This is a genomic window from Gemmata palustris, assembly GCF_017939745.1.
Lineage (GTDB): Bacteria > Planctomycetota > Planctomycetia > Gemmatales > Gemmataceae > Gemmata > Gemmata palustris.
The window spans coordinates 6,794,836-6,817,249 of sequence record NZ_JAGKQQ010000001.1; the positions used below are offsets into that span (position 1 = coordinate 6,794,836).

Annotated in this window: 22 protein-coding genes; 11 read left to right on the forward strand and 11 right to left on the reverse strand. The window is 65.0% G+C overall.

Annotation, left to right across the window (positions count from 1 at the left end; all coding sequences use genetic code 11):
* Nucleotides 1-103 precede the first annotated feature (103 nt).
* From J8F10_RS40425 to J8F10_RS28285, 7 genes are all read left to right on the forward strand, one after another.
* Nucleotides 104-256, forward strand: a complete 153-nt coding sequence (locus J8F10_RS40425; protein ID WP_210659703.1) for a hypothetical protein — start codon at nucleotides 104-106, stop codon at nucleotides 254-256.
* A gap of 704 nt (nucleotides 257-960) precedes the next feature.
* On the forward strand, nucleotides 961-1,131 hold the full coding sequence (locus J8F10_RS39340; RefSeq protein ID WP_246524507.1) for a transposase family protein: 171 nt from the start codon (nucleotides 961-963) through the stop codon (nucleotides 1,129-1,131).
* An 86-nt stretch (nucleotides 1,132-1,217) separates the two neighbouring features.
* A complete protein-coding gene (locus J8F10_RS28265; protein WP_210659704.1) occupies nucleotides 1,218-1,925 on the forward strand; it encodes a class I SAM-dependent methyltransferase in 708 nt (235 codons plus the stop codon).
* A gap of 570 nt (nucleotides 1,926-2,495) precedes the next feature.
* Nucleotides 2,496-2,969 (forward strand): UvrB/UvrC motif-containing protein, encoded by a 474-nt coding sequence (locus J8F10_RS28270; RefSeq protein WP_210659705.1) that lies wholly within the window; start codon nucleotides 2,496-2,498, stop codon nucleotides 2,967-2,969.
* A gap of 68 nt (nucleotides 2,970-3,037) precedes the next feature.
* Nucleotides 3,038-3,520 (forward strand): UvrB/UvrC motif-containing protein, encoded by a 483-nt coding sequence (locus J8F10_RS28275; protein WP_210659708.1) that lies wholly within the window; start codon nucleotides 3,038-3,040, stop codon nucleotides 3,518-3,520.
* A 94-nt stretch (nucleotides 3,521-3,614) separates the two neighbouring features.
* Nucleotides 3,615-4,682, forward strand: a complete 1,068-nt coding sequence (locus J8F10_RS28280; RefSeq protein ID WP_210659710.1) for a protein arginine kinase — start codon at nucleotides 3,615-3,617, stop codon at nucleotides 4,680-4,682.
* Between the two features lie 230 nt (nucleotides 4,683-4,912).
* Nucleotides 4,913-5,272: a VanZ family protein gene (locus J8F10_RS28285; protein WP_210659712.1), complete on the forward strand. Its 360-nt coding sequence runs from the start codon at nucleotides 4,913-4,915 to the stop codon at nucleotides 5,270-5,272.
* A gap of 62 nt (nucleotides 5,273-5,334) precedes the next feature.
* On the opposite strand, the gene J8F10_RS28290 is transcribed toward J8F10_RS28285, so the two are convergent.
* The 3 genes from J8F10_RS28290 to J8F10_RS28300 all read right to left on the reverse strand — a co-directional run bounded on the left by J8F10_RS28290 (nucleotide 5,335) and on the right by J8F10_RS28300 (nucleotide 6,999).
* Nucleotides 5,335-5,802, reverse strand: coding sequence for a VOC family protein (locus J8F10_RS28290; protein WP_210659714.1), 468 nt, complete (start codon nucleotides 5,800-5,802; stop codon nucleotides 5,335-5,337).
* Between the two features lie 191 nt (nucleotides 5,803-5,993).
* The gene (locus J8F10_RS28295; protein ID WP_210659716.1) at nucleotides 5,994-6,431 is read right to left on the reverse strand and encodes an NIF family HAD-type phosphatase; all 438 of its coding nucleotides are present in this window, start codon (nucleotides 6,429-6,431) and stop codon (nucleotides 5,994-5,996) included.
* 52 nt (nucleotides 6,432-6,483) lie between these two features.
* Entirely contained in the window at nucleotides 6,484-6,999 is a 516-nt protein-coding gene (locus J8F10_RS28300) for a DinB family protein (RefSeq protein ID WP_210659718.1), read from the reverse strand.
* A 427-nt stretch (nucleotides 7,000-7,426) separates the two neighbouring features.
* Here J8F10_RS28300 and J8F10_RS28305 point away from each other — a divergent pair, with 427 nt between their 5' ends.
* The gene (locus J8F10_RS28305) at nucleotides 7,427-8,779 is read left to right on the forward strand and encodes a serine/threonine-protein kinase (RefSeq protein WP_210659720.1); all 1,353 of its coding nucleotides are present in this window, start codon (nucleotides 7,427-7,429) and stop codon (nucleotides 8,777-8,779) included.
* Here the strand turns inward: J8F10_RS28305 and J8F10_RS28310 are convergent.
* Complete coding sequence (locus J8F10_RS28310) at nucleotides 8,760-10,133, reverse strand: MFS transporter (RefSeq protein WP_210659722.1); 1,374 nt, start codon at nucleotides 10,131-10,133, stop codon at nucleotides 8,760-8,762. The two genes, J8F10_RS28305 and J8F10_RS28310, sit on opposite strands and share 20 nt — an antisense overlap.
* 254 nt (nucleotides 10,134-10,387) lie before the next feature.
* Here J8F10_RS28310 and J8F10_RS28315 point away from each other — a divergent pair, with 254 nt between their 5' ends.
* The 3 genes from J8F10_RS28315 to J8F10_RS28325 all read left to right on the forward strand — a co-directional run bounded on the left by J8F10_RS28315 (nucleotide 10,388) and on the right by J8F10_RS28325 (nucleotide 13,704).
* Complete coding sequence (locus tag J8F10_RS28315) at nucleotides 10,388-12,724, forward strand: DEAD/DEAH box helicase (protein ID WP_210659724.1); 2,337 nt, start codon at nucleotides 10,388-10,390, stop codon at nucleotides 12,722-12,724.
* 126 nt (nucleotides 12,725-12,850) lie between these two features.
* Nucleotides 12,851-13,219, forward strand: coding sequence for a hypothetical protein (locus tag J8F10_RS28320; RefSeq protein ID WP_210659726.1), 369 nt, complete (start codon nucleotides 12,851-12,853; stop codon nucleotides 13,217-13,219).
* 128 nt (nucleotides 13,220-13,347) lie between these two features.
* Nucleotides 13,348-13,704: a hypothetical protein gene (locus tag J8F10_RS28325; RefSeq protein ID WP_210659728.1), complete on the forward strand. Its 357-nt coding sequence runs from the start codon at nucleotides 13,348-13,350 to the stop codon at nucleotides 13,702-13,704.
* A 246-nt stretch (nucleotides 13,705-13,950) separates the two neighbouring features.
* On the opposite strand, the gene J8F10_RS28330 is transcribed toward J8F10_RS28325, so the two are convergent.
* From J8F10_RS28330 to J8F10_RS28360, 7 genes are all read right to left on the reverse strand, one after another.
* Nucleotides 13,951-14,337: a hypothetical protein gene (locus J8F10_RS28330; protein WP_210659730.1), complete on the reverse strand. Its 387-nt coding sequence runs from the start codon at nucleotides 14,335-14,337 to the stop codon at nucleotides 13,951-13,953.
* Between the two features lie 73 nt (nucleotides 14,338-14,410).
* The gene (locus J8F10_RS28335) at nucleotides 14,411-15,334 is read right to left on the reverse strand and encodes a DUF1559 domain-containing protein (RefSeq protein ID WP_210662201.1); all 924 of its coding nucleotides are present in this window, start codon (nucleotides 15,332-15,334) and stop codon (nucleotides 14,411-14,413) included.
* 106 nt (nucleotides 15,335-15,440) lie between these two features.
* A complete protein-coding gene (locus J8F10_RS28340; RefSeq protein WP_210659732.1) occupies nucleotides 15,441-16,220 on the reverse strand; it encodes a type VI secretion system accessory protein TagJ in 780 nt (259 codons plus the stop codon).
* Between the two features lie 17 nt (nucleotides 16,221-16,237).
* On the reverse strand, nucleotides 16,238-17,119 hold the full coding sequence (locus J8F10_RS28345; RefSeq protein WP_210659734.1) for a hypothetical protein: 882 nt from the start codon (nucleotides 17,117-17,119) through the stop codon (nucleotides 16,238-16,240).
* Between the two features lie 146 nt (nucleotides 17,120-17,265).
* Nucleotides 17,266-19,197: an ABC-F family ATP-binding cassette domain-containing protein gene (locus J8F10_RS28350; protein ID WP_210659736.1), complete on the reverse strand. Its 1,932-nt coding sequence runs from the start codon at nucleotides 19,195-19,197 to the stop codon at nucleotides 17,266-17,268.
* Between the two features lie 131 nt (nucleotides 19,198-19,328).
* Nucleotides 19,329-20,138, reverse strand: a complete 810-nt coding sequence (locus tag J8F10_RS28355; protein WP_210659738.1) for an inositol monophosphatase family protein — start codon at nucleotides 20,136-20,138, stop codon at nucleotides 19,329-19,331.
* Between the two features lie 60 nt (nucleotides 20,139-20,198).
* Nucleotides 20,199-22,295 (reverse strand): HEAT repeat domain-containing protein, encoded by a 2,097-nt coding sequence (locus J8F10_RS28360; RefSeq protein WP_210659740.1) that lies wholly within the window; start codon nucleotides 22,293-22,295, stop codon nucleotides 20,199-20,201.
* Nucleotides 22,296-22,414: the final 119 nt, after the last annotated feature.

Below are 22,414 nucleotides of genomic sequence, written 5' to 3' on the forward strand. Positions count from 1 at the left end.
GAGGGACCCAGCGGGCGACCACCGAAATGACCCGCTCCGCGTCGGTTTCGACCGCGAGATCAAGCTCGAGTTCTACGGCTCGACCGTCACCAGTGGCGCCGGATTGTTGGTCTACCGGGAACTCGACGACGCCCTCGGATTGACCACCACCGCCGCGACCGGCCTGCACTGGCGCTCGCGGCGCGTGGTCCGTTTTTACAACAAGCGCGGTACGGCCGAGCAGTGGATCAAGGAAGGCAAGAACGCCGTGAACTAGACTAAGTGACTGTCCCATATGTGCGAAAAAGCCTGAGAAATCGTGGGTGACAACTCGAAAATACGGCGATTTCGAGGCATATGGGACAGTCACTAAGCTGTCGTGCCGGCGGTTGGCGTGCGACACGGGATGAGGGTGGGCGCGTTTGCGAAACCGAACCGTCCATCGTGGCTAGTTAATGTCGCCAGCAGGGGTCGCGGTGCGTCCCTCAGCCGTTTTCGACGATTCCGGAGGCGAAAAATGCTCGGTGCGTGATTTTGGGAACCGTTCGACGGTGGTCGAGACCTCATCCGGGTGCGAAAATCGTGGCAGGCGACCCTTCGCGGGGGGTAATCTGTGACCTGACAGCCGGTTGCGGAAGGTGCGGACCGACCCCGACGACCTGGACGCGGTGTTCGCTGACGCGACCGAACAACCGGTACATCGCCCCGAGCGGAAGCAACGGCGCAGTTATTCGGGGAAGAAGAAGCGTCACATGGTGAAGCACCAGGTCGCGGTGGCACGGAAGCGGAAGGGGCCGGGGAGTAGCAGAAGGTGCGGATCAAGGCCGTATCGAAAGCGGCGCCGGGGCGCGTTCACGACAAGAGGGTGTACGCCCACTAGCGGCTGCGAATCCCTCCGGGGGTACCGAGGTCCGGCGATAGCGGATACCAGGGAGAGCGCCCTGCGGGTGCCCGAGAAGAAGCCGAGGAACGGCTCCTTGAATGACGAGGCGATCGAATCGACGACTGGCGAAGGAACGGATCGTGGCGGAGCACGGGATCGGGAAGATGAAGATCTGGCGCATCGCGGCGGACCGGTGCCGCAACTCGCCGCGCCGGCACACGGTCAGGATGGAGAACGTGGCCGGACTCCACAACCGCATGTACGGATAACGCCCACCCCGGACCGCGCGGCCGGAGGTCGCCTGAACCAACGCCTATTGAGCAACGACTCTATTCTTGCCCGAGGGGAGTATCCGATGCTGGTATCCACGATTAAGGCCGTTCGCGAACCATTCCGTCGCGCCGGACGCAAGCTGTTCTACCGGCAGCTAATAGAGCGCATCCGCTCCAGCGGGCCGATGAGCGATCCCGCGAGCATCTTCGACTACGGCGCGCGCGGCAATCTCGGGCTGATTTCGCCGATCCAGTCGCGCCAGGAGCTGGTGCCCGTGCTCGAGATCGTGCGCCAGGCGCGGCCGCGCACCGTGATGGAGATCGGCACCGCCAATGGCGGCACGCTCTTCATGCTGACGCGTGTGGCGGCGCCGGACGCAACGATCATCAGCCTGGATTTGCCGGGCGGTGACTGGGGCGGCGGCTACGCGGCGGAGCGCATCCCGCTTTACGAGGCGTTCGGGTTGCCGGCCCAGAAGATGTGCCTGCTGCGCGGCGACTCGCACCGGCCCGAGTCGCTCGATCAAGTGCGCGAGATCCTCGCCGGCAGGACGATCGACTTTCTCTTCATCGATGGCGATCACACTTACGAAGGTGTGCGTATGGATTACGAGATGTATTCGCCACTGGTGACGCCCGGCGGCATGATCGGATTTCACGATATCGCCTACACCGAGGGCGTCACCCGTCTGTGGAACGAGGTAAAGGCGAACTCCGCGCAACCTCGCGAGTTCGTTTCCACGGCGGCCCCCGTTTACGGTATCGGCTTGGTACGAACCCCTCCTGCCTGATCGCGGTGGGGCCGACTCATCTCGACTTTGATCGCCGGCCTCTCGGTCAATGTGCTTTTTAGTGTGCGATAGTGTACAGGTCCATGTGGCTCCACTCGCGAGTGCTAACGAGCGGGTGGATGTGCTCAATCACCACCCGCGGTGAATTTTACTGGATTTCCGTATACATATCGCCTATAATTCACTACTCAGCGAGTGCCGCGCTCGAAGCACGCGAGGGCGTGATCGGTAACACGGGGAGCGAAAACGAGCGTCGTGCGAGGGGCTGTGTTAGCGAATGTTAGCCACGGTTACCGTGCCCAGGAGGGCCGAAATGGTGCGACTCCTGGAAATTTCAGCCGTTCGTATCGCAATCATCGGGTACGGGCCGCTCGCGGGCCAAAATGTTAGCGAATGTTAGCGACGGCCCCTCGGCTCGGGGCACGGGTGCGGAATTTCGGGCCGAAATCGCTGCGCCAGTGGACACAAACCCGTTAACGGAATGGGCGGCTCTCGGGCTCATGACGTCGCGGGCGCCAATGACAACGAGTGCCTCGACTGTTAGAATGCCCTTACGCGGAGGGGCGGCCAATGAAGTGTCTGCGGTGTCCGAAGCAAGCCACCTACCACATTACCGAAGTGCTCCCCGGGGACCGGTTCGAGGAGGTCCACCTGTGTGAGGACTGCGCCAAGAAGTATCTCGTAGAGCCGCAGAAAAAGGCCGCGGCCGGGCCGACCGTTGACGCGAGCGAGGCCGCCGAGGAGGTCTTCGCCCGCCCCACGTGCGAGTCGTGCGGGCTCTCGTACCTGGAGTTCCGCAACCACGGGCGGTTCGGCTGCGCGCACGACTACGACGTGTTCAAGGGGGAACTGCTCCCGCTGCTGGAGAGCATTCACGGCGACGTGCGGCACGTCGGCAAGGCCCCGCGCCGGTTACCGCGTGCGCAAGGCGCACAGGTGGAACTCACCGCGCTCCGCCGCCGCTTGCAACAGCTCGTGACCGAAGAGAACTACGAAGAAGCGGCCCGGGTCCGCGACCGCATCAAGGAGCTGGAGAACGGCTAACCGTTCGCGCGTTTCATTGTGTTTCGATTGCGTGCCTCGAATTTGCTTGTTCCCGCACAGGGTGCGGCATGAAGTGTCAGACCTGCGACAACCCGGCCACTGTTCACCTGACTGACATCGTGAACAAAAAGAAGCGCGAGCTGCACCTGTGTGAGACGTGCGCGCGCGAGCGCAACCTCATTCCCGAACAGCCCGGCCCGCAGATCGACCTGAAGGCGCTCCTGAGCCTGCTCACGACCCCGCACGCGCCGGGGAGCACCGGCGCCGAGCCGCGCCCGGAGCCGGTCGCGACCGCGTGCGAGATCTGCGGGATGACGGTCGCCGAGTTCAAGGCCGCCGGGCGCCTCGGGTGCCCGCACGACTACGAATCGCTACGTTCCACTTTGGAACCGCTGTTGGAGCGCATCCACCGGTCGATGGCGCACGCGGGCAAGGCGCCGCGGGCCGTGCGGGTGCGCGACTGGAAGAAGCAGATGCAGGTGGCGGTCGCCGCAGAGGACTACGAAGAAGCGGCCCGGCTCCGCGACCTGATCCGCCGACACGAAGCATAGTTCCGAGTACCGGGTTCCAGCAGTTCCGAGTTCGACGGCGGGCGCTGCTGGGGATTTCCAACTCGGACCTCGGAATTCGGAACTGGAACCAGCAATGAATCTCGACAGCCTGCTCCCCAACCTGGGCGAATGGCTCCGCGGCACCGGCCCCGAGTCGGACGTGGTCGTGTCCACGCGCATCCGCCTGGCGCGCAACCTCGCCGATTTGCCGTTCGCCACGCGCGCCACGAGCGCCCACAAAACCGAAGTGATCGGCCGGGCGAAGGACGCGCTCGCCAAGTCCGACGCGGCGCTGAAGCTCGAGTACATCGACATCCCGTCGATGGCCGCCCTCGACCGCCAGTTCCTCGTCGAGCGGCAGCTCATCAGCCGCGAACTCGCGGGCGGGCTCGACGGGCCGCGCGGGGTCGCGTTCGATCCGACCGAAACCGCCAGCGTGATGGTGAACGAAGAGGATCACTTGCGCCTCCAGGTGCTCCGCAGCGGCTTCGCCCTCGACGAAGCGTGGCAGGACATCGACCGCCTCGATGACGCGCTGGAGCACCGGCTCAGTTACGCCTTCCACACGCAGTTCGGCTACCTGACCGCGTGCCCCACCAACGTCGGCACCGGGATGCGTGCCAGTGTGATGCTGCACCTCCCCGCGCTCGGGCTGACGAAGCAGATCGACAAAGTGTTCCGCGCGCTCCAGAAGATCAACCTCGCGGTCCGCGGGCTCCACGGTGAGGGGTCGCGCGCGTTCGGCGACCTCTACCAGATCTCGAACCACGTGACTCTCGGAAAGAGCGAAGCGAAGATTCTGGGCGAGATCCGCGAGGTGATCGTCACGATCCTGCAGTACGAGCGCCAAGCGCGCGGCGCGATCGTGAAGGAGCGCCGACAGGCGGAACACGACCGCGTCGCCCGGGCCATCGGGACGCTCGGCAGCGCGACGATGATTACCGCCGAGGAGACGATGGAACTGCTCTCCGCGGTCCGGCTCGGCATCCACCTGAACTTGCTCGACGGCATCCCGGTCACGGCGGTGAACCAGCTCTTCATCCACACGCAATCGGCCCACCTGCAGAAGCTCGCGGGGCACAACCTCGACGGCGAGGAACGGAACTCCGCCCGCGCGAAGTACCTGAAAACCAAACTCCGCGAACTCGGTTCCCATAAGTGAAGTCAGAACCTCAGATTCCAACTCCGGCGGCCAAACCTACCCCCCCGTCCCCCCTCCCTGAAGGGAAGGGTGGGAAAGAAAACTCTGGGGTAGGTAGTGTGTCCTCAAGCACAGCGCGCGCCTGCTCCCCCTTCCCTTCAGGGAGGGGGGACGGGGGGGTAGGTTCTTCTGGCGGTTTCACCCCTTCAGGGGGGGGGAATTCCTCCCGCGGCAGCCGCCTTCGTTTCTTCGTGTTCGCGCTGTTTCTCGGCCTCTGGACGTGGAAACTGCTCGAGCCGATCCCGGTTCCCGAAGCGCTGGTGGGGCGCCTCGGCGACTGGAAGTTCTACGCCGCGAAGTTGCTCCACGCGGGCGCGTATGCGTTCCTCACGGTGTTGGCCGTGACGCTGCCGCTGCCGCGCTACTGGCGCTGGTATTTCGTGGGCTTACTCGCACTGCACGGGGGCGCGACCGAAATTGGTCAGACGTTCGTCCCCAGCCGCACCGGTAGCGTGCGCGACGTGGCGATCGACTGGGTGGGAATCAGCTTGGGCTTACTGACGTGGTTCGTGATGAGCGGCGGGCGGTTGGCGAAAAGGAGTGATGAGTAAAGAGGACGTTGCGGGGCGAATGCACCCGGCCTCGGCTCTCATCACTCGCCGCCCGGGAGCCGTCAGGCCGCGCTCTTCATGAACTCCGCGCAGCGCCGTTGCATCTCTTCGATGGACACGTCTTCGATGTGCGTGGCGAGCGTCCAGACATGACCGAACGGGTCGGTGACGGTACCGGAGCGGTCGCCATAGAACTGATCCTGCACCGGCTTGAAGACCTTCGCGCCGACCGCGACCGCGCGGGCGACCGCTTCGTCCACGTTCGGTAGGTAGACGCACAGCCCGCCGCTGGTGCCGCCGAGCGACTCTGGCCCGCGGTTGCCCCACTCGGGCATTTCGTCGCCGAGCATCACGCGCGAACCGCTGATCTCGATTTCGGCGTGCGCGACGCTGCCGCCTGGACCATCGAACCGCATGATCTCGGTCGCGCCGAACGCCTGCTTGTAGAACTCGAGGGCCTTTACCGCCCCTCGAACCGTGATGTACGGAACAATCGTGTGGTAGCCGGCCGGTACGTGGTTGACGGGCATCGCGCGGACCTCCTTCGGGTAAGTGAAACCGCCCGAAAGGTAATCACCTGTCAATGTGTACGCAAGGCCAGATTTGGCCGCGAGTGTATCCGCCGTCTCGTTCAGGCGTTGTGCGCGGTCCCTGCGTTACTTCTGTTGTGGAGCAGGGAGAGTCGTACTCCGGGTGCGGTGAAGTGGCGAGTCGGGTGGCATCACACGCGATTGTCGATTGCGAGCCGCTCGGCCAAAACGTGCTGGACGCGCACCAACTCACGGTCCGCCCCGCCGTCCCACGGTTCGATCGCGACCCACCTGTCGCGCTGGTCCGGTCGAATCCATCCCGCGTCATCATCAACGAACAGAACCTCTTCCGGCGCCGCACCGACAATGAACGCGAGATCCTTGTGCTCGCCGACCCAGGGAACATAGCCCAACGGGTCAACGAGTTCCGCGGGAACGTGGCCGCACTCGACGAGATGGTCGAGCGCACTTCGGGCATCCGCTTCCTCCACGGTGGTGAACAAGACGACGCGCTCGAACCGAGCGAGGCAGAACGCCAGAAACTCCGACAAACCGGGCCGCGGGTTCGCGTTGTTCGCATCGGAGATCAACGTCCGTTCGAGATCGAGCGCGAGAACTCGGATCGCCAAATTGTACCTCCCGCGCCCTTCTATGTTGTTCGGGCACGTCCCCGGGATTCTTTCAGGCCCCGGCGAGCCGCTTGCGGAGGATGCCGCCGTGGTGCCGGACGTGGCCCACAAGGATGTACGCGAGCGCCCGCACGCTGATGCGGTTCCCGTTCGCGTCGCCCGCCCGTGCCCAGGCCGCTTCGGGCAGGTTGCGGAACAGCCACAAACTCGACCGGCGCACGGCCTCGAACTCGCTCACGACGTCCGCGAGCGCGAGGCGCTCGTACCCGCCCGACTTCGCGTAGTCGTTTTCCTCGAACCCGGGCAGTGGGGTCGCGTCGCCGCGCGCGAACCGCAGCGCCCGGTACCCGAATATGCGCTCCCCGTCGGTGAGGTGCCCGATGACTTGTTTCACGGTCCACGTGTAGGGCGGGTGGCAGACGTCCCCTTGCGCTTCGGGCACGCTCCGCCAGAGCGCGAGCGCGTCGTCCAGTTGCACGGCCATCGCCGCGAGCACGTCGGTCTCCGGCACGAGATCGATGTACTTCGAGTAGAACGCCGCGTGCTCCGTCTTGTCCGGTCGCTCCATGTTGCTTCCTCTCCAAACCGACGGACTCGAGGTAATTCAGCGCACTATACGGACCGCTCACGGCCGGCACAACCGGCCGGCGCTGTGACTTCGCTTCCTGACGGTGAACGGGCCGGAATCAAAGAGGTTTGGTCCCATAGCCCTTTGTGGGCGGGCAGAGAAGGAATTTCGCGCCCCGCACGAAGTGCGCAGTTACCAGGCCGTTACCTCGAAACCGGGCGCTCGATCGTCTTATCAGTAGACGGCTCGGTGAAGATTCGCACAGTTACACGAATTCGTGCGGAACGGTCGGCGCGGGCCGGAAACGTCTCCTACAGTGAAGTGGTGCCCCGTGGTCCGAAGCCCCGAATACGAGCCGGCGGGCACGGAGCTGCCGGACAACACGACAGGAATCCGCCGCCGGAGTTGCCGACGCGGTGCGTCGCCCATGCAGACCACTCACACACTTACCGATCGCGACGCGCTGCTGGAAGCGGCGAGCGCGGCCGGATTGCTCTCCCCCAACCAGCTCCAAAAGGCCGCGGACCGCACCGCGGCCGGTCCCGCGCGCGCCGCGGCCCGTGTTCTGGTCGCCGCCGGGTTACTCACGCAATTCCAGGTCGATCGCCTGCTCGCCGGGCGCACCGACGGGTTCCGAATCGGCCAGTACGTCGTTCTCGATCAGGTCGGTCGCGGGTCAAAGAGTTGCGTGTACAAGGCGAAGCACCAGACGATGCACCGGTCGGTCGCGATCAAGGTGTTCGCCGCCGATCTGACGCGGACCACCGAAGAGCGGCAGGCGTTCCAGGACGCGGTCCACGCGGCCGGCAAGCTCTCGCACCCGAACATCGTTACAGCCTTCGACGCGAACGAACTGCACGACCGGTTCTACCTCGTGCTGGAACTCGTGGACGGCCCGGGGTTGGACGCCCTCGTGCGGCAGCACGGCCCGCTCCCGGTCGGTGAGGCGTGCGAAATCGTGCGGCAAATTGCGCACGGTTTGAATCACGCACACGACCACGCAATGGTTCACGGCGCCCTGGAACCGAGTGGCATTCTCGTAACGCGGGCCGCGCCGATGGCCCGGCCCACGGTCAAGATCGCGAACTTCGGTGTCCCGCGGTTCGAGGCCGGGCTACCCGACTTCACCGCGCCCGAGCAACTGCGCAAACCCTCCGCCGCCGACGCCCGCGCCGACCTGTACTCGCTCGGGTGCGTCTTCTATTTCCTCCTGACGGGGCACGCGCCGTTCACGAGCGGCACGCCCGAGGAGACCGTGCGGCGCCAACTGTTGGAAGATGCTTCGCGCATCGAGCGCCTGCGGCCGGACGTGCCGCCCGATGTGGGCGCGATCGTTCACCGGTTGCTGATGAAACTGCCCGGCGAGCGGTTCGCGTCCGCGGCGGACCTGCTCGCGCACCTGGACGCGGCCCACGTTCCCACCGCGTGCCCGGTCGGGTACGTCAGTTTCGATATGCCGGTCGCCGCGCCGTACCCCTACGACAGCGGCTACCTCACCGGGCACTACGTGCAGCCGGACGGGTCGGGCGCGTACCCGATGTCCCATTCGGGCTTCGGGCTGCCGGTGGTGCCGTCGCCGTGGGAGCAGATCACCGATGACGCGGTGTGTGAAGTGACCGCGGTTGATCTGGGCGCCACGCCCGCGCCGCCCAAGGTGCTGCGCCCGCCGTCCGGTCGGCGCGGACCGGGGCCGCTCTGGACGAGCGCCGCGCTCCTCGTCGGCGCGGTACTGCTCTCCATGATGGGCATCGGCGCGGTCGTCAGGCTGATGGCGAAGTAGGCCCTTCGACCGTCTTGGTCGCGTCGAGCATCAGCCCACAAATCGCAGCAATGACGTAACACGTCGCGCACAGCCCGAACGCGGCCTCCCACCCGCCGCTCCGTTTCGTTTCGCCCAAGAGGAGCGGCGAGAGCGCCGCACCGAAGTTGCCCAGCATGTTCCCGAAACCGAGCGCGGCCCCGACACTCGTTCCGCCCACGTCCTGCGCGTAGGCCCATACGGACGGGATGCCCAAGTCCTGGCAGAATGCCATCAGCGCCAGCGCCGCGACCGCGAACCACAACCCCGGCGCCGAACTCAGTACGGCACACATGGCCGCACACAGCGCCATCATCGTGCCGATGGGCACGCTCCGCCCCCACCGGGCGCCGAGCCGTTGGCGGGTCGCGTCCGTTACGAGCCCGCCGACGATCATGCCCACGCACCCGGCCAGGAGCACGCCGGTCTGGATGTTGCCGCGCAGCGCGATGTCTACGTTCGCGTCCTTCAAGTAGGTCGGGAGCAGCGTGACGAGGAACGCCCACGAAATGTTGTTGCAGAACTGCAGCGTACCGAAGAGCCACATGCCCCGGCTGCTGGTGAGAGCGGCGAGTTGGCGGCCGAACGCGGGTGGGGCGGACGCCGGGTTCGTGAGGGAGACCGCGTGCTCATTAGCCCCGGGCTCGTCCGCCTGGTTCGCGGGCGGGAGCGCGTGCCAGTCGGCTCCCGGGCCTTCTTCGGGTACCGCGCGAGCGGGTTCCGGGTGCGGTTCCCGTGGGTAATCGCGAACGATGAGCCAGAACAAGATTGCAACGACCAACCCGCACGCGCCGTAAAGGACGAACACGCCGCGCCAGTTCATCCCGGATTCGCCCGCGGCGATCCCCGCGACGGCTACGCCCGCGAGGATCGTTCCGAGCGTCGTGGTCAGAGTCGGAGCAAACGCCCCACCGATCCGCCCACCGAGCGACACGACCGAGTTGAAGCGCCCGCGCTCGTGCGGGCGCGCCCACCGCTTGATGAGGCAGGCCGCGGCCGGGTACGCTCCCGCTTCGGACAGCCCCAGGAGCAACCGCACGCCCAGCAGCGCGCCGAACGACCACGCCAGCCCGGTTAGCGCCGTAACCACCGACCACAGGGCAATGGACGCGCTGAGAACGAGGCGCGGGCCGTACCGGTCCGCGAGCGCGCCGACGGGGATCTGGAACAGGGCATACGTGAAGAAGAACGCACTGAGCGCGGACTCTTTTTGGCGCTCGCTCAGTGCGAGATCGGTTTGAATAGGGTCCGCGAGGATCGAGATGCAGACGCGGTCGATGTACAGCAGGAGCGCGGCAAAAGCGGTGATACCAACGATGAAGTAGCGCTGGGGCATGGGGCTCCAGGTGAGTCGGCGCGGACCGCGGTCGCGGTGTGTGAGGCGCGCACGTCGGCGCCTTCGGGTGGGAGTATCGAAGTGTAGCAACCCGGGCGAGCGGATGCACGGAGAAACGCCGCGGACGTTTCGGTTCACCCGCGGACCGTTCCGTTCGGTTGGGACCGGATCACCTTGGGGCGGACACCCACATCGCGGTACAATCGCGGTGAGGGCGAACACCGATGTGGCGCCGGGTTTCGTAAAGGGGACTCATGCTCCGCGAAGTGCAGATCGACATCCGCCGGCAGCGCGCGAAAGCGGTCAAGTTTCAGATCGAGAACCTGGGCAAGAACCGCGTGTTCTCCGACTACCGAATCACCAACCCGGAGTCCGGCGGGCAGTACACGGTGTCCGTGAAGGGGTTCGAGGTCGGGGATAACGCCTGCACGTGCCCGGACTTCAAAGCGAACACGCTCGGCACCTGCAAGCACATTGAGGCGATTCTCGACCACCTCAAGGACGAACTGCCGCCGCACCTGCAAAAGAAGAAGGCCGCGGTCACCAAGCCCGAAATCTTCCTCCACTACGGCGAGCAACTGCAACTGGGGGCGCACCTCCCCCCTCGGCACTCCGACAAACTCGCGAAACTCGCGCACACGTACTTCGACGAAAAAGGGTTGTGGTCGGGGCGCGGGAAGTACACCGATCTGATTCGCGACGTGGAGGCGGTGCCCGAAGAGGTCACCGTGATGTCCGACGCGCTGGAGTTCGTGGATCGCGAAATCGAGCGCGCAGAGATGCTCGCCCGCGAACAGATGTGGCTGAAACAGCTCGAAGCCGGAACCCTCGACCTGAATTTGCTTTCCGTCCCGCTCTACGACTACCAGATGCGCGGGGTGCTGTTCCTCGCGTGCCGCGGGCGCAGCATCCTCGGCGACGACATGGGGCTGGGGAAAACGGCCCAAACGCTCGCGGCCGTCGAACTACTCGCACGCGAACGCGGCATCCAGCGCGCGCTCGTGGTCGCGCCCGCGTCGGTGAAGTACCAGTGGGAATCGGAGATCCGAAAGTTCACCACGCGGCCGGTGCAGGTCATCGATGGCAACCCGGAAGCGCGGCTCGACCAGTACGCGGAGCCGACCTTCTTCCGCTTGGTGAACTACGAGCAGGTCGTGCGCGACCGCGAGGCGATTAACGCCTGGAAGCCCGATGTGATCGTGCTTGATGAGGCCCAGCGCATCAAGAATTGGGAAGCGAAGACCAGTAAAGAGGTCAAGAAGCTCAAGAGCCGGTACGCGATGGTGCTGACTGGCACGCCGCTCGAAAACAAGCTCGAAGAGCTTTACAGCATCGTGCAATTTGTGGACGAACGGCGCTTCGGTCCGGCGTTCGAGTTCCTCTACGAGCACCGCGTCCTCGACGAGAACGGTAACTTGAAGGGGTACCGCAACCTCGACAAAATTCGCGAGAAGCTCGCCCCGATCTTCCTGCGCCGCACGCGCGGCGAGGTGCTCACGCAACTACCGGCCCGCACCGACAATACGGTGTTCGTCGAACTGGCGCCCGAACAGCGCACGCATTACGAAGAACAGCGCACCACGCTCGCGCGACTCTTGCAAAAGAACTACCTCACCGACCTCGACCGCAAGCGCATCCTCGCGTGCCTGGTGAACCTTCGCACCATCTGCGATAGCTTGTTTCTCTTTGACCGACAGACGCGCATTTCGCCCAAACTCGACGAGTTCGCGGAACTGGTGCCGGAACTACTTAGCGACCCCTCCCCAACAGTTGCCCTAGAAACCGCAGGGCTTAACCCCGACGGTGCGACACCTCCCGTTGGGGCATCAACCGATCACAAGCTGGTCGTTTTCTCGCAGTGGGAAACGATGGCGATGGAAGCGGCGAAGGTGCTGGACAAGCTCGGCGTCGGGTACGTTCTGCTGCACGGCGGGCTGCCCGGTAAGGAGCGCAAGGCGGTGCTGGAGCGGTTCCAAACGGACCCCGCGTGCAAAGTGTTCCTCAGCACCGACGCGGGTGGGACGGGATTGAACCTTCAGACCGCCGATACCGTGGTGAATCTCGAACTACCGTGGAACCCGGCCGTGCTGGAGCAGCGCATCGCGCGCGTGCATCGGATGGGTCAGAACCGCCCGGTTCGGGTGATCAATTTTGTCACGCGCGGCACAATTGAAGAGAAGGTGCTGCGCACGGTCGAAGCCAAACAGGGGTTATTTACGGGTCTGTTCGCGGGCGATGCCGACGAGATCCCGTTCGAGGCGATCAACACCGGCGGGTTCCTCGACTCGATGCGCGAACTGGTCGGCGAAGAGGCGGGGGACCGGGGGCCGGGAACCGGGGTGAAGAGGCGGGAAACGGGTACCAAGACGCGCGGTGAAGGTGCCGCGCTTCAGCCCCTCGAACGCCCCTCTCGCTCCGTGCTTCCCGCACTCGACTCCGTGTGGCACGGAATCGCCCAGATTGTTGAAGGGGCGTGCGCGGTCATCGCGGACCCCGATGCGGCCAAGCACATCCCGTCCGAAGTTCGCGACCGGCTCCAAGTCGCAATTCGTTCGCTCACAAGCAATCTCGGGCCGGAACCGGCGAATTAAACGTGTAGCCGGCCCGGTTGGTACGAACCGTGCAAGTTTAGCTGGTGTCGAATCGGCCCGACGCGGATCGCCGGGCCTTGATTCGCTTCCCGGTGCCAAACGGGAGGCGCCACCAGAGGATTTGCAATGAGGGTTAAAGCACTGGTGCTTGCGGCCGCGGTCACCGCGGGGCTGTTCTGCACCGCGAATTCCGCCGACGCACAGTACCGATACCGGAACGGGCGCTCGTACAGCTACGTGGCCCCGACGTATTACGCGCCGACGTACACGGCACCGATCTACACGCCCCCGACGTACAACGGGGTCGTGGGAGTCGGCAGTTATACGCCGCTCGGGGGCACGAGCATGGTCGTTCCGGGCGGGTACTCGTCGTCTTACTACAACCCGACGTACAGCTATCCGGCGTACAGTTATCCGACGTACAGCGGCTTCTCCAGTGGCGGTGTTTACGCCGCACCTTCCGGGGCGTGGCGCGGCCGGGGTTGGCGCTGGTAGCACGCAACGTTAACGAGCCGCGAAGCTGACTTTATGGCTCGTTACAATTCGCAGTGAAAGAGATTTTTTATTACCCGGTATGATCTAACGTACCACGAACACGTGGACTTCAACATAGGAGGCACATCATGAAACGCTTTGCTGTCGCGGCCGTTCTAGCAGCCGCCCTCGGTTTCGGAACCGCGTCTACCGCCAACGCACAGTACGTTCAGCGGTACACGACCATCACCCCGAACGGTGGCGTGGTGATTAACAACGGGTATTCCAACTGGGGCGCGTACCAGACGAACAACACGTACATCTCGCCGTTCGGGAGCGTCAAGCAGCGCTCGTACTACGGTGACGTGTTCGGCAACACCTACGGCCGCTCCACCGGCTACAACTTCTACAGCGGGTACGGTTACAATCGCGGGTTCTACCAACCCAGCCCGTTCGTGTACCCGTCCGGCGGCTTCAACTACAGCTACTACGGCCGCCGCTGGTAAGCGGGTCGGGTAGCATCGATTTCAGAGCGGGCCGCGGATGAATCCGCGGCCCGCTCTGTTTATCAGGTGGTGGCCTACGAATGCTGCACAAGCACAGGGCTCCCGCCCTGTGCTACAAACGCCGGCCGCTCCGCGGCGGAAGAGGGTTCTGGTCTTCGCCCTGGAGGGGCCGTCTTTCGTAGCACAGGGCGGGAGCCCTGTGCTCTCTCTCGTGTGCGACATCCGCGGCCCGCTCTGTTTACCACATCACGGCAGCGCCTTGACCTGGAAATTGACTTCGGCGTTCGAGCCCGCTTTCACCTCGGCCGTGAGCTTGGTCTGCTGATTGAATTCCGGGCCGATGGCCGCTTCTCGGGCCGCGGCTCCCATGACGGGGTCGGGCTTCTTGGTGGGCCGGGACGCGGTGATTTTCACCTTCTTGGAACCGGGGGCCACCGACACGGTGTACGCTCCGTTCTTGATCGGTCCCGCCGCCGGTGTCTTGCTGCCGTCCGGTGATTCGAAGATGATCTCCCCTTCGGGCAGCGGTTTCCCGTCGATCGTAACGGTCCCGCTAACTTCGGCCGACTTTTCCCCGTCACACCCCACCAGCAGCGGTAGCGCGAGAAGGAAGGCGCTCGCTAGGCGTCGCATGATTAACACCTTTTCGTGAGTGGTTGGAAATCGGGTGCGCCGGGATCGGTACACCCCGAGGATGATGCGCGGACTAATTGGAAGGTATCACCTCTCCTCCGGCCCGACTGCCCATCCACAACCACGCCGAAGGGGTAATCGAGTTCGACACGAACCGGACGCTCCCATCGGCCATCACCGCGTTCACCCCGCCGGTGTGCTTGCTGCGGGCCAGCGCGAACGCATCGTTCACGGACTGGCTCCCGCACGGCGCCCCGTTGACCGGAACGCAGTACCCCATCACGTTGTCGCCGACGGTCGAGTTCGGGGGGTAAATGGTCGAGAACGAGGTGCCGGCGTGGATCGAGTTCCAGATGCGCCCGCGGATGTCGTGCTGACTGGTGTCCTGGCTCTGGAGGAGCTCGCTGGCGAGGACCGTGTTCGAGGTGCCGTCGCTCACATCAGTCAGCCGCACCTTCGATTGACCGTAGAGCATGCCGTCCAGGGTCAGTCCGTTGGCGCCTCCCGGGGTCGCGGTTCCGCTCCCGTGGCAGACGACGTAGCTCGTGTGTGCCCCCTGACCGAGCGCCGAGACCTTCGGTGAGCCGGGGTCCGACGGGCAGTTTAGCGTGCTGATCGGGAGCGCCGCGAAGGGGGCGAAGCAGGTGTAGTCGGCGAGGGTAGTCAGGAAGGTCTGGTACTGCGTGCTCATCGCCGTTTGTTCGATGTACGGGAGGAGCGGGCCGACCCAGCAGCTCCGGTCGTGGTCCTTGCTCCCGATGTAGGAGTACCAGTTGCCTGTGTAGTACCCGTAGGGTTGACCGGCCGGCAGGGTGCTGAGTGCATCGTGGTGATTGTGAAGGCCCAGCCCGATCTGCTTGAGGTTGTTGGAGCACTTCATGCGGGCGGCGGCTTCTCGCACTTTCTGAACCGCGGGCAACAGGAGCCCGATGAGGATCGCGATGATCGCGATCACGACTAACAGTTCGATCAGTGTAAATCCGCGACGTGGAGACATGGCGGGAACCGGATGGTGGGTGCGGGCGACGTGAGAGAACGTGACTGTAGCCGTGCTTTCGGCCGAAGTAAAGAACGAAGATCGGTCGCACTAACAATGCTCATGATTATCTCACTTCGATCAGCCGGCACTCGGACAGCATCACTTCGTCGTCGTCCCCCACGAGCAGGAGCTTACCGCCGACGCACCGCGTCGGGCCGTTGTCGGGGCACACGTGGTCCGTCTCGGTGCCGAGCGCGAACGCGCCGTCCGCGCGGTACGAGGCGGGGTACACGAGCGGCACATGGACCTGGATCGTCGTGCCGTCGCGGAACGTGAGCGAGGCGGGGCGGTAGAGCTGATCGAGCAGCGCCGCGGCCGGCGCGAGCAGCACCTTTCGGAGCGCCTCCCACGGCACCCACACGTACTCCCCGCCGCGGAACGCTTCCAGTACGGACGCGAACCGGTCGTCGGCGTCGCGCAGCCCGTCGAACTCGCGCCCGTTGATGAACCCGCGAACGGTGGGGCTAACGGAGTCGGCGGCGTCGACGGCCCGGACCGCGTTCTCCGGTTCGGCGCGCCGCAGCAACTTCACCGCCTTCCACCGGCGCGCCGCGTGACTCGGGGGCGGTTCGGGGACGATGGTCGGCTCGCGCCCGTCGTGCGTGCGCAGCCGTTCGCTCCGAAACAGTCGGTGGAACGAGCGTTCGACTTCCGGCCATTCCGGTTCGTCGCTTTGAATGTGTGTGAGGTGTTCGAGTGCGGCGTCGAACCGCCCCGCGAACGCGAGTACGTCAATGAGTAGTCGGCGAGCGGCGGGGTCGGTCGGCGCCGCGGCGACCGCGGCCTCCTGGTGCGCGACCGCGTCCGCCAGCTGACCTTCGGCGAGCATATCGTGAACCGTCATTCAAACATCTTACACCATTACGCGGCCCGCGCAACCGCCGGCGCGTTCTCCGGGACCGTGACCGGCACCCGTTGGCCGATCAACCGCGATAAGGCTTCCATTACCTGGAACGGGTTGAGCGTCTGAACGACTTCCGATTCGACCGCCATTTCGGGGAACCGCAGTTCCACATCGAGCGCGGAGCGTATGACCGCCGGCCCGACGATCACGACGCGCTCACCCGCAACTCGCGGCACCGCGGCGAGTGGTTGCGTCGGCCAGAGCCAATGTTCGCACCCTGCCAACCCGATCGGGAGCGTGCCGTCGGGTAACAGCGCCGCGGACTTGAACATTTGGAGGCCCGGCTTTTCTCCCCTTCCCTTTAGGGAGGGGGCCGGGGGGTAGGTTGCCTTCGGCCCCGTTTCCGCGAGCAAGCGATGCAGTTGTGCGATCCCGGCCGCGCCGCGAACGTGCAACCGCACGCCGGCGCGATCGTTGGGCGCGAGCACGAGGAACACTTCGTCGTCCGGCACCGCGAGCAGGTCCGCGAGATCGTTCGCGGCCGCGCAGTGGGGCGCCATCGCGAGCGCTGCGGACTTGAAACCGTCGATCGCGCGCGCGGCCCGTCGAACCTCGACTCCCGCCACGAGTGCCGGCATTTCCGTGGTGATGAGGTCGGTCAGTGCGGCGAAGCGATCGGGCGCTGCCGGGCGAACGGATTCGAGTTCGGCCTGGCGCTTCGGGTCGAAGAAGAACGCGACCGGCTCGTTCCACCGGATCGATCGCGCGTGCTTCGCGGCCCGAACCAGTGCCTCTCGCAGAGCGAGCAGGCGCGGGCGCGCGGCGAACGCCGGATCGGTCGTGCGGGGCGGCGCAACGGGGAACAGGCCCGCGCGGTGGTCGAAGAGATTAGCGGACATATCGGCACGTCCTCCTTGACGGGCGCGCCGCATTAAACGCGAGATCCGGAAACGGTTTCAAGTGGAACCCGGCGAACGTCTAACATCCAGTAGACGGAATCGCCGACGCAGGCTTCCCATTTTGCGCCGGCCCCGCGCCCGGAGCATCAACCGTTCAGTTCCACGGCCTCTTCCCAGTGTTGGTACAGGAGCGCGAGGGCGTTCTTCGACTTCTCCAGGTCGGCCATTGTGTCACGGAGCCGGGTCGCGTCCTTGTACACGTCGGGCGTTTGGAGGGCCGCTTCGAGGTCCGCGATCTTCTTTTCGGTCTTCGCGATGTCCGCCTCGAGGTCCGGCACCTTCCGATACGGGAACTTGCGCTTGGGTTTCGCGGGTTTCGCGTCACCCGTCGAAGCTCGCGGCGCGCTGCTTGGCTCGGACCCACCGGACTTGCGCCCGGGGTTCGCCTTTTCGCTCGCTTTGTCTGCTTGTTCGCGCGCTTGACGCAGCAGTTCGTAAGTGTCGTAGTTGCCGTAAACGACTTCCGTGGTGTCGTCGGCGAAGACGATCATCAGGTCCGCGACGCGGTTCAAGAAGTAGCGGTCGTGGCTCACGACGATGCACGTGCCCTCGTACTCTTTCAGCGCTTGCTCGAGTGAGTCACAGGCCCAGATGTCGAGGTGGTTCGTTGGTTCGTCGAGGATGAGCAGGTTCGCGCCGTTCACCGTGAGCTTCGCGAGCGCGGCCCGTGAGCGCTCGCCCCCGGAGAGCGACTTGATGGGGTGCTCGACGATCTCGCCGTGTAGCCCGAAGCTGCCGAGCAGGTCGCGCATCTTCTGCTCGGTCTGCTGCGGATCGTCGTCGGGCCACACGGCCCGGATCACACTCTTTTCGGGGTCGAGGATCGCGAGGTGCTGATCGAGGTAGCCCGGAAACACGAGGTGCCCGCGCTGGACGAGGCCGCTCGTAGGTTCCTCTTCGCCGAGAAGGATCTTGAGTAACGTCGTCTTACCACAGCCGTTGGCGCCCATGATCCCGAGGCGCTTGCCGCGCGGTAAGTCGAAGCTCAAATTCTCGAACAGCTTTTTCTCGCCGTAGCGCTTCGTCAGATCCTCGGTGTGGAACACGACGTCGCCGGACCGGGCCACTTCACTGAACGCGATGTTCGGCCCGCTCACCTTCGTCGGCTTTTCGAGTCGGTCGATCTTGTCGAGAGCCTTCACGCGCGACTGCGCCTGTTTCGCGAGCTGCCCGTAGTGCGCCCGGCGGATGTACTCTTCCTGCTTCTCGATGTACTCCTTTTGCGACTCGAACTCCTTCAGTTCGCGCTCGTACTTCTCGTCGCGGAGCCGCACGTACTGTTTGAAGCTCCCCGGGTAGCTCGTGATTTTCCGCTGGTGCAGCTCGAACGTCTTGTTCGTCACCTTGTCGAGAAAGTACCGGTCGTGGCTGACGACGAGCATACCTTCGGGCTGTTGCGCGAGGTAGTTTTCGAGCCAGCGCGTGGTGCCGATGTCGAGGTGGTTGCTCGGTTCGTCGAGGAGCATCACGTCGGGCGCAGAAAGAAGCACCTTCGCGAGCAGTAGCCGGCGCTGCTGGCCGCCGGAAAACGTGTTCGCGTCGCGCGCGAAGTCGGCGGCCTTGAAGCCCAGACCCGCGAGCACCCCCTCGACCTTGTGGTCGAGTTCAAATGCGTCGTGGTGGCGGAGCAGTTCGGTGAGGCGGTCGAATGTCGCGCTCAGTTGTTTGTGCTGGATTTCGTCGGTCGACGTCGCGAGTTCCTCCGCGACGCGCTCGAACTCGCGCTGCGTCGCGAGCAACTCATCGAACGCGCTTTTTGCTTCCTCGAACAGCGTGCGCCCGACGGGGAACTCTGCGACCTGTTGGAGCAACCCGAGGCGCGCGCCCGCGTGCAGTTGGACCTTCCCAGAATCGGGTTCGTCCAGCCCCGCGAGGATGCGCAACAGGGTGGTTTTGCCCGCCCCGTTCGGGCCGACGAACCCGACCCGCTCGCCCGCGTGGATCTCGAACTCCACGTCTTCAAAGAGCGGAGTTGCGTCGTACCCGCGAGACACATTCGTACAGGAAAGGAGCAGCATGCGTGAACCGTAAAGGGTACGAAAGGCAACCTACCCCCAACCCCCTCCCTGAAGGGAAGGGGCGGCAAAACCTGCACCTGCTTGAGTTCCCTTCCCTTCTTAGGGAGGGAGTTGGGGTAGACTCCGCAGTTTCAGCTTAACAGGATGCGGAGCAGTTCGGGGTGTACGCCGGGGTTGCCCGCGACGAGATCGGGCCGGTACGGGTCGAACGGCTTACCATCGGTGGTGCTGAGCACGCCACCCGCTTCCGCGATGAGGGCGGCGCCGGCCATCACGTCCCACGGGTAGTTGTCATAGGCCCAATACCCGTCGAACCGGCCCGACGCGACGTAAGCCATGCTGAGTGCCGTAGACCCGTTGCGCCGCAGTGATTGCGCGTGCTCGGTGAGCTTCGTCCAGGCCTCGAGATTGCGGAGTTGCTTTTGGTAGTTCGCGGGGAACCCCGTACTAATCATGCCGTCGGTCACGCCCGGCACGGTGCTCACGCGGATCGGCTTGTCGTTCAGGAACGCGCCCAGCCCGTCCGCGGCGCTGAAGAGTTCGTTCTGGCGCGGGTCAAGGATCACGCCGACAATGGCCTTCCCCGCGTGCCACAACCCGATGGACACGCAGTACGCCGGCACGTCGTGAACGTAGTTGGCAGTGCCGTCGAGCGGGTCCACGACCCAGGCCGGCGGCGCATCACTCGGCGGGCGCACGTCTTCGGGCGACTTCCCGACGGACTCTTCTTCGCCGATGAAGACGTGATCGGGGAAGGCATCGAGCAGAATGTCCTTCACGATCTTCTGCGACGCCGTGTCCGCGTCGGTGACGAGATCGGCGCGGCTCTTCTCACGAACGGAGAACTTGCTGCGCCAGCGCTCCAGTTCGGCGGCCCCGCGGCGCGCGGCCTCGATCGCGACGGACAGGTACTCACGCAGACGTGTGGCTTCTGTGCTCATGCGGGAATGATACACCCCGGGACCGCACCCGTCCCGGGAACGGAACCGACAGTACGGGTATCACTTCACGCCGGCCTTCTTCGCGGCTTCGGGATCGATCACTTTCACCGCCGTGCGCGCCGCGGTCGCGAGGGCGTAATCGCGGTGGTTGATGAGCTTCAGCAGTTCGGGAACAGCACCCCGGGCATCAGCGCCGATGCGCCCCAGCGCGCGAGCCGCCATGTAGCGCTCGTTCTCGCCCCCCGTTCCTTCCAAATTCGATTCCTCCAGTGCCCGAATCAGGAGCGGAACGGCCCGCGCGTTCTTGTTCATCCGCCACGCGGTTTCGGCTGCAGTAATTCGGACGTAGTGAGTGCGGTAGCTCATTCCGTTTATGACCTCCGGCTCGGCCGCTTTATCGCGGTTTAGCAAGAACAGCGCGAGTGCCGCGTGGACCCGCACGAGCGCGTCCGGGTGTTCGAGTTTCTTCTTGAGCACGGCCACCGCGTCGTCCTTTTCGGGCGGCAGAATGAGGCCGAGCGCCTCGCACGCCGCGGACTGCACGAACGCGGGTTCGTCCCCATCGAGGAGCGCAACGAGGGGCTTGGCCGCGCCGCTTGCGTTCGGCCCGATGCGGCCCAGGGCTTCCGCGCTCGCCGCTCGCACGGACGCGAACGGATCGAACAGTCGCTTCACGAGTTCGGGCACAGCCGCCTTCGCGTCCGGACCGAACTCGCCGCCGATGTCCACCGCGGCGAGCACGCGCATCTTCGGGTCCGCCGAGCGGAGGCGCTTGGTGATCGAGGGCAGAGCCTGCGCGTGTTTTTCGATGCGCCACAGCGCGACCGCCGCGGAGAGTTGCACTTGTTCGTCGGGGCAATCGAGCGCGGCCAAGAGTTCGATGACTACTGCCGGGTTCGCGGGCCGGAGTTGTTTGAGTGCTTCGGCCGCTTCAGCACGGAGTTCCTTCTCTTCGAGGTAATCCGTGAGCACGCGCGCGGCTTGGGGGGTGGGGGCGATGCGATACGCGGCGGCCGCGGCCTGAACGCTGGCGCCGGGCGCCTTGCTTCCCGCGATCTTTTGAAGCGTTTCGAGCGCGTCTTTCCCGTCCGCTCCGAGGTCGCCCAAGGTGTTCAACACGGTGAAGAGTTTCGCGGGCTCGAGGTCCGGCTGAAGGCACTTGACGAGTCCGGGAACCGCGTCCTTTGATCGGGAACCGAGCGCCTCGGACGCGGCGATCACGTCGGACGGCTCGTTCGACTTCAATTGCTTGGTGAGTTCGTCCAGCGTTTCCTTCGATTGATCGATGCGCCAGAGCGGGACGTGTGCCAGCCCGCGCCCCTGTGTCTTGCCCAGCGCGGGGCGGAGCGTTTTGGCGGCGTCCGGGTCGCGGGCGATGCGCCACATCGCGAGGGCGGCCGGTACGCGGAAGAGCGCGGAATTCTTGTTTTCGACCAGCTTCGTCTTGAGTGCGGGCAGTATGTCCTTCGCGGCCGGCCCGACGCGGCCGAGCGCATCGGCGAGCAGCGTCATCAGAATCGGGTCCGCGCCGGGCAGATCGTTGTTCACCATCGGCACCGCGGGGGCGGCTTCCGGCCCCAAATCGCCGAGTAGTTTGGCCGCGGTGTATGTTTCCTCAGCTTGTTCCGCTCTCAGCGCTGTCGTGATGACCGGCAGCACAGTTTCTGCACTCGCGCCGAGCGAAATGAGTGACCCGACGGCGCCGAGTTGCACCGGGGCCGACTTGTCTTCGAGCGCCTTGGTCAGAGCGGGAATCGCGGAGTGCGCGCCGAGCGAACCGAGCGCGCGGGCCGCGCCCGCGCGCGTTTCCGGGCTCTCATCAGTAAGCAACCGCACGAGCGACGGCGCGGCCGATCGTGCATCGGCCCCGATCGCGCCGAGAAATGCAATGCACGCGCGCCGCGTGGCGGAATCCGCCCACAGCCCTTGTGTGAGCGCGGGAACGGCTGCCGGCCCGAGGTCGATGAGTTTCTGCGTCGCTTCCGCGGCTGCTTTGGCGTTCCGACCGATCGAATCCGCAATGAGCGCGTCGATCGCGGCCTCTGTTGGCGGCCCTGTCTGCGCCTCGGGTGGAATCGGCGGACCGCCCGGGAGAGGCGGGTCCGCGGCAGGCACCGACGCAACCGACAGGAGCAGAAGCGCAACGACAATTCGCATGATGTGTGTTCCGCTCGGTGGACAACAATCGCGACATTCCCGCTCGCGCCTTTATTCGGGGCGCGGGCTCGAACCGGCCGGCGGGCCAAACGAGCCGCGACCGCAAGGGAGCGGGCTGC

Coding starts and splice junctions, on each gene's coding strand:
- J8F10_RS39340 (WP_246524507.1), top strand. CDS start 961: ATGACGAGGCGATCGAATCGACGACTGGCGAAGGAACGGATCGTGGCG.
- J8F10_RS28265 (WP_210659704.1), top strand. CDS start 1,218: ATGCTGGTATCCACGATTAAGGCCGTTCGCGAACCATTCCGTCGCGCC.
- J8F10_RS28270 (WP_210659705.1), top strand. CDS start 2,496: ATGAAGTGTCTGCGGTGTCCGAAGCAAGCCACCTACCACATTACCGAA.
- J8F10_RS28275 (WP_210659708.1), top strand. CDS start 3,038: ATGAAGTGTCAGACCTGCGACAACCCGGCCACTGTTCACCTGACTGAC.
- J8F10_RS28280 (WP_210659710.1), top strand. CDS start 3,615: ATGAATCTCGACAGCCTGCTCCCCAACCTGGGCGAATGGCTCCGCGGC.
- J8F10_RS28290 (WP_210659714.1), bottom strand. CDS start 5,802: ATGCCCGTCAACCACGTACCGGCCGGCTACCACACGATTGTTCCGTAC.
- J8F10_RS28300 (WP_210659718.1), bottom strand. CDS start 6,999: ATGGAGCGACCGGACAAGACGGAGCACGCGGCGTTCTACTCGAAGTAC.
- J8F10_RS28305 (WP_210659720.1), top strand. CDS start 7,427: ATGCAGACCACTCACACACTTACCGATCGCGACGCGCTGCTGGAAGCG.
- J8F10_RS28310 (WP_210659722.1), bottom strand. CDS start 10,133: ATGCCCCAGCGCTACTTCATCGTTGGTATCACCGCTTTTGCCGCGCTC.
- J8F10_RS28315 (WP_210659724.1), top strand. CDS start 10,388: ATGCTCCGCGAAGTGCAGATCGACATCCGCCGGCAGCGCGCGAAAGCG.
- J8F10_RS28320 (WP_210659726.1), top strand. CDS start 12,851: ATGAGGGTTAAAGCACTGGTGCTTGCGGCCGCGGTCACCGCGGGGCTG.
- J8F10_RS28325 (WP_210659728.1), top strand. CDS start 13,348: ATGAAACGCTTTGCTGTCGCGGCCGTTCTAGCAGCCGCCCTCGGTTTC.
- J8F10_RS28330 (WP_210659730.1), bottom strand. CDS start 14,337: ATGCGACGCCTAGCGAGCGCCTTCCTTCTCGCGCTACCGCTGCTGGTG.
- J8F10_RS28335 (WP_210662201.1), bottom strand. CDS start 15,334: ATGTCTCCACGTCGCGGATTTACACTGATCGAACTGTTAGTCGTGATC.
- J8F10_RS28340 (WP_210659732.1), bottom strand. CDS start 16,220: ATGACGGTTCACGATATGCTCGCCGAAGGTCAGCTGGCGGACGCGGTC.
- J8F10_RS28345 (WP_210659734.1), bottom strand. CDS start 17,119: ATGTCCGCTAATCTCTTCGACCACCGCGCGGGCCTGTTCCCCGTTGCG.
- J8F10_RS28350 (WP_210659736.1), bottom strand. CDS start 19,197: ATGCTGCTCCTTTCCTGTACGAATGTGTCTCGCGGGTACGACGCAACT.
- J8F10_RS28355 (WP_210659738.1), bottom strand. CDS start 20,138: ATGAGCACAGAAGCCACACGTCTGCGTGAGTACCTGTCCGTCGCGATC.
- J8F10_RS28360 (WP_210659740.1), bottom strand. CDS start 22,295: ATGCGAATTGTCGTTGCGCTTCTGCTCCTGTCGGTTGCGTCGGTGCCT.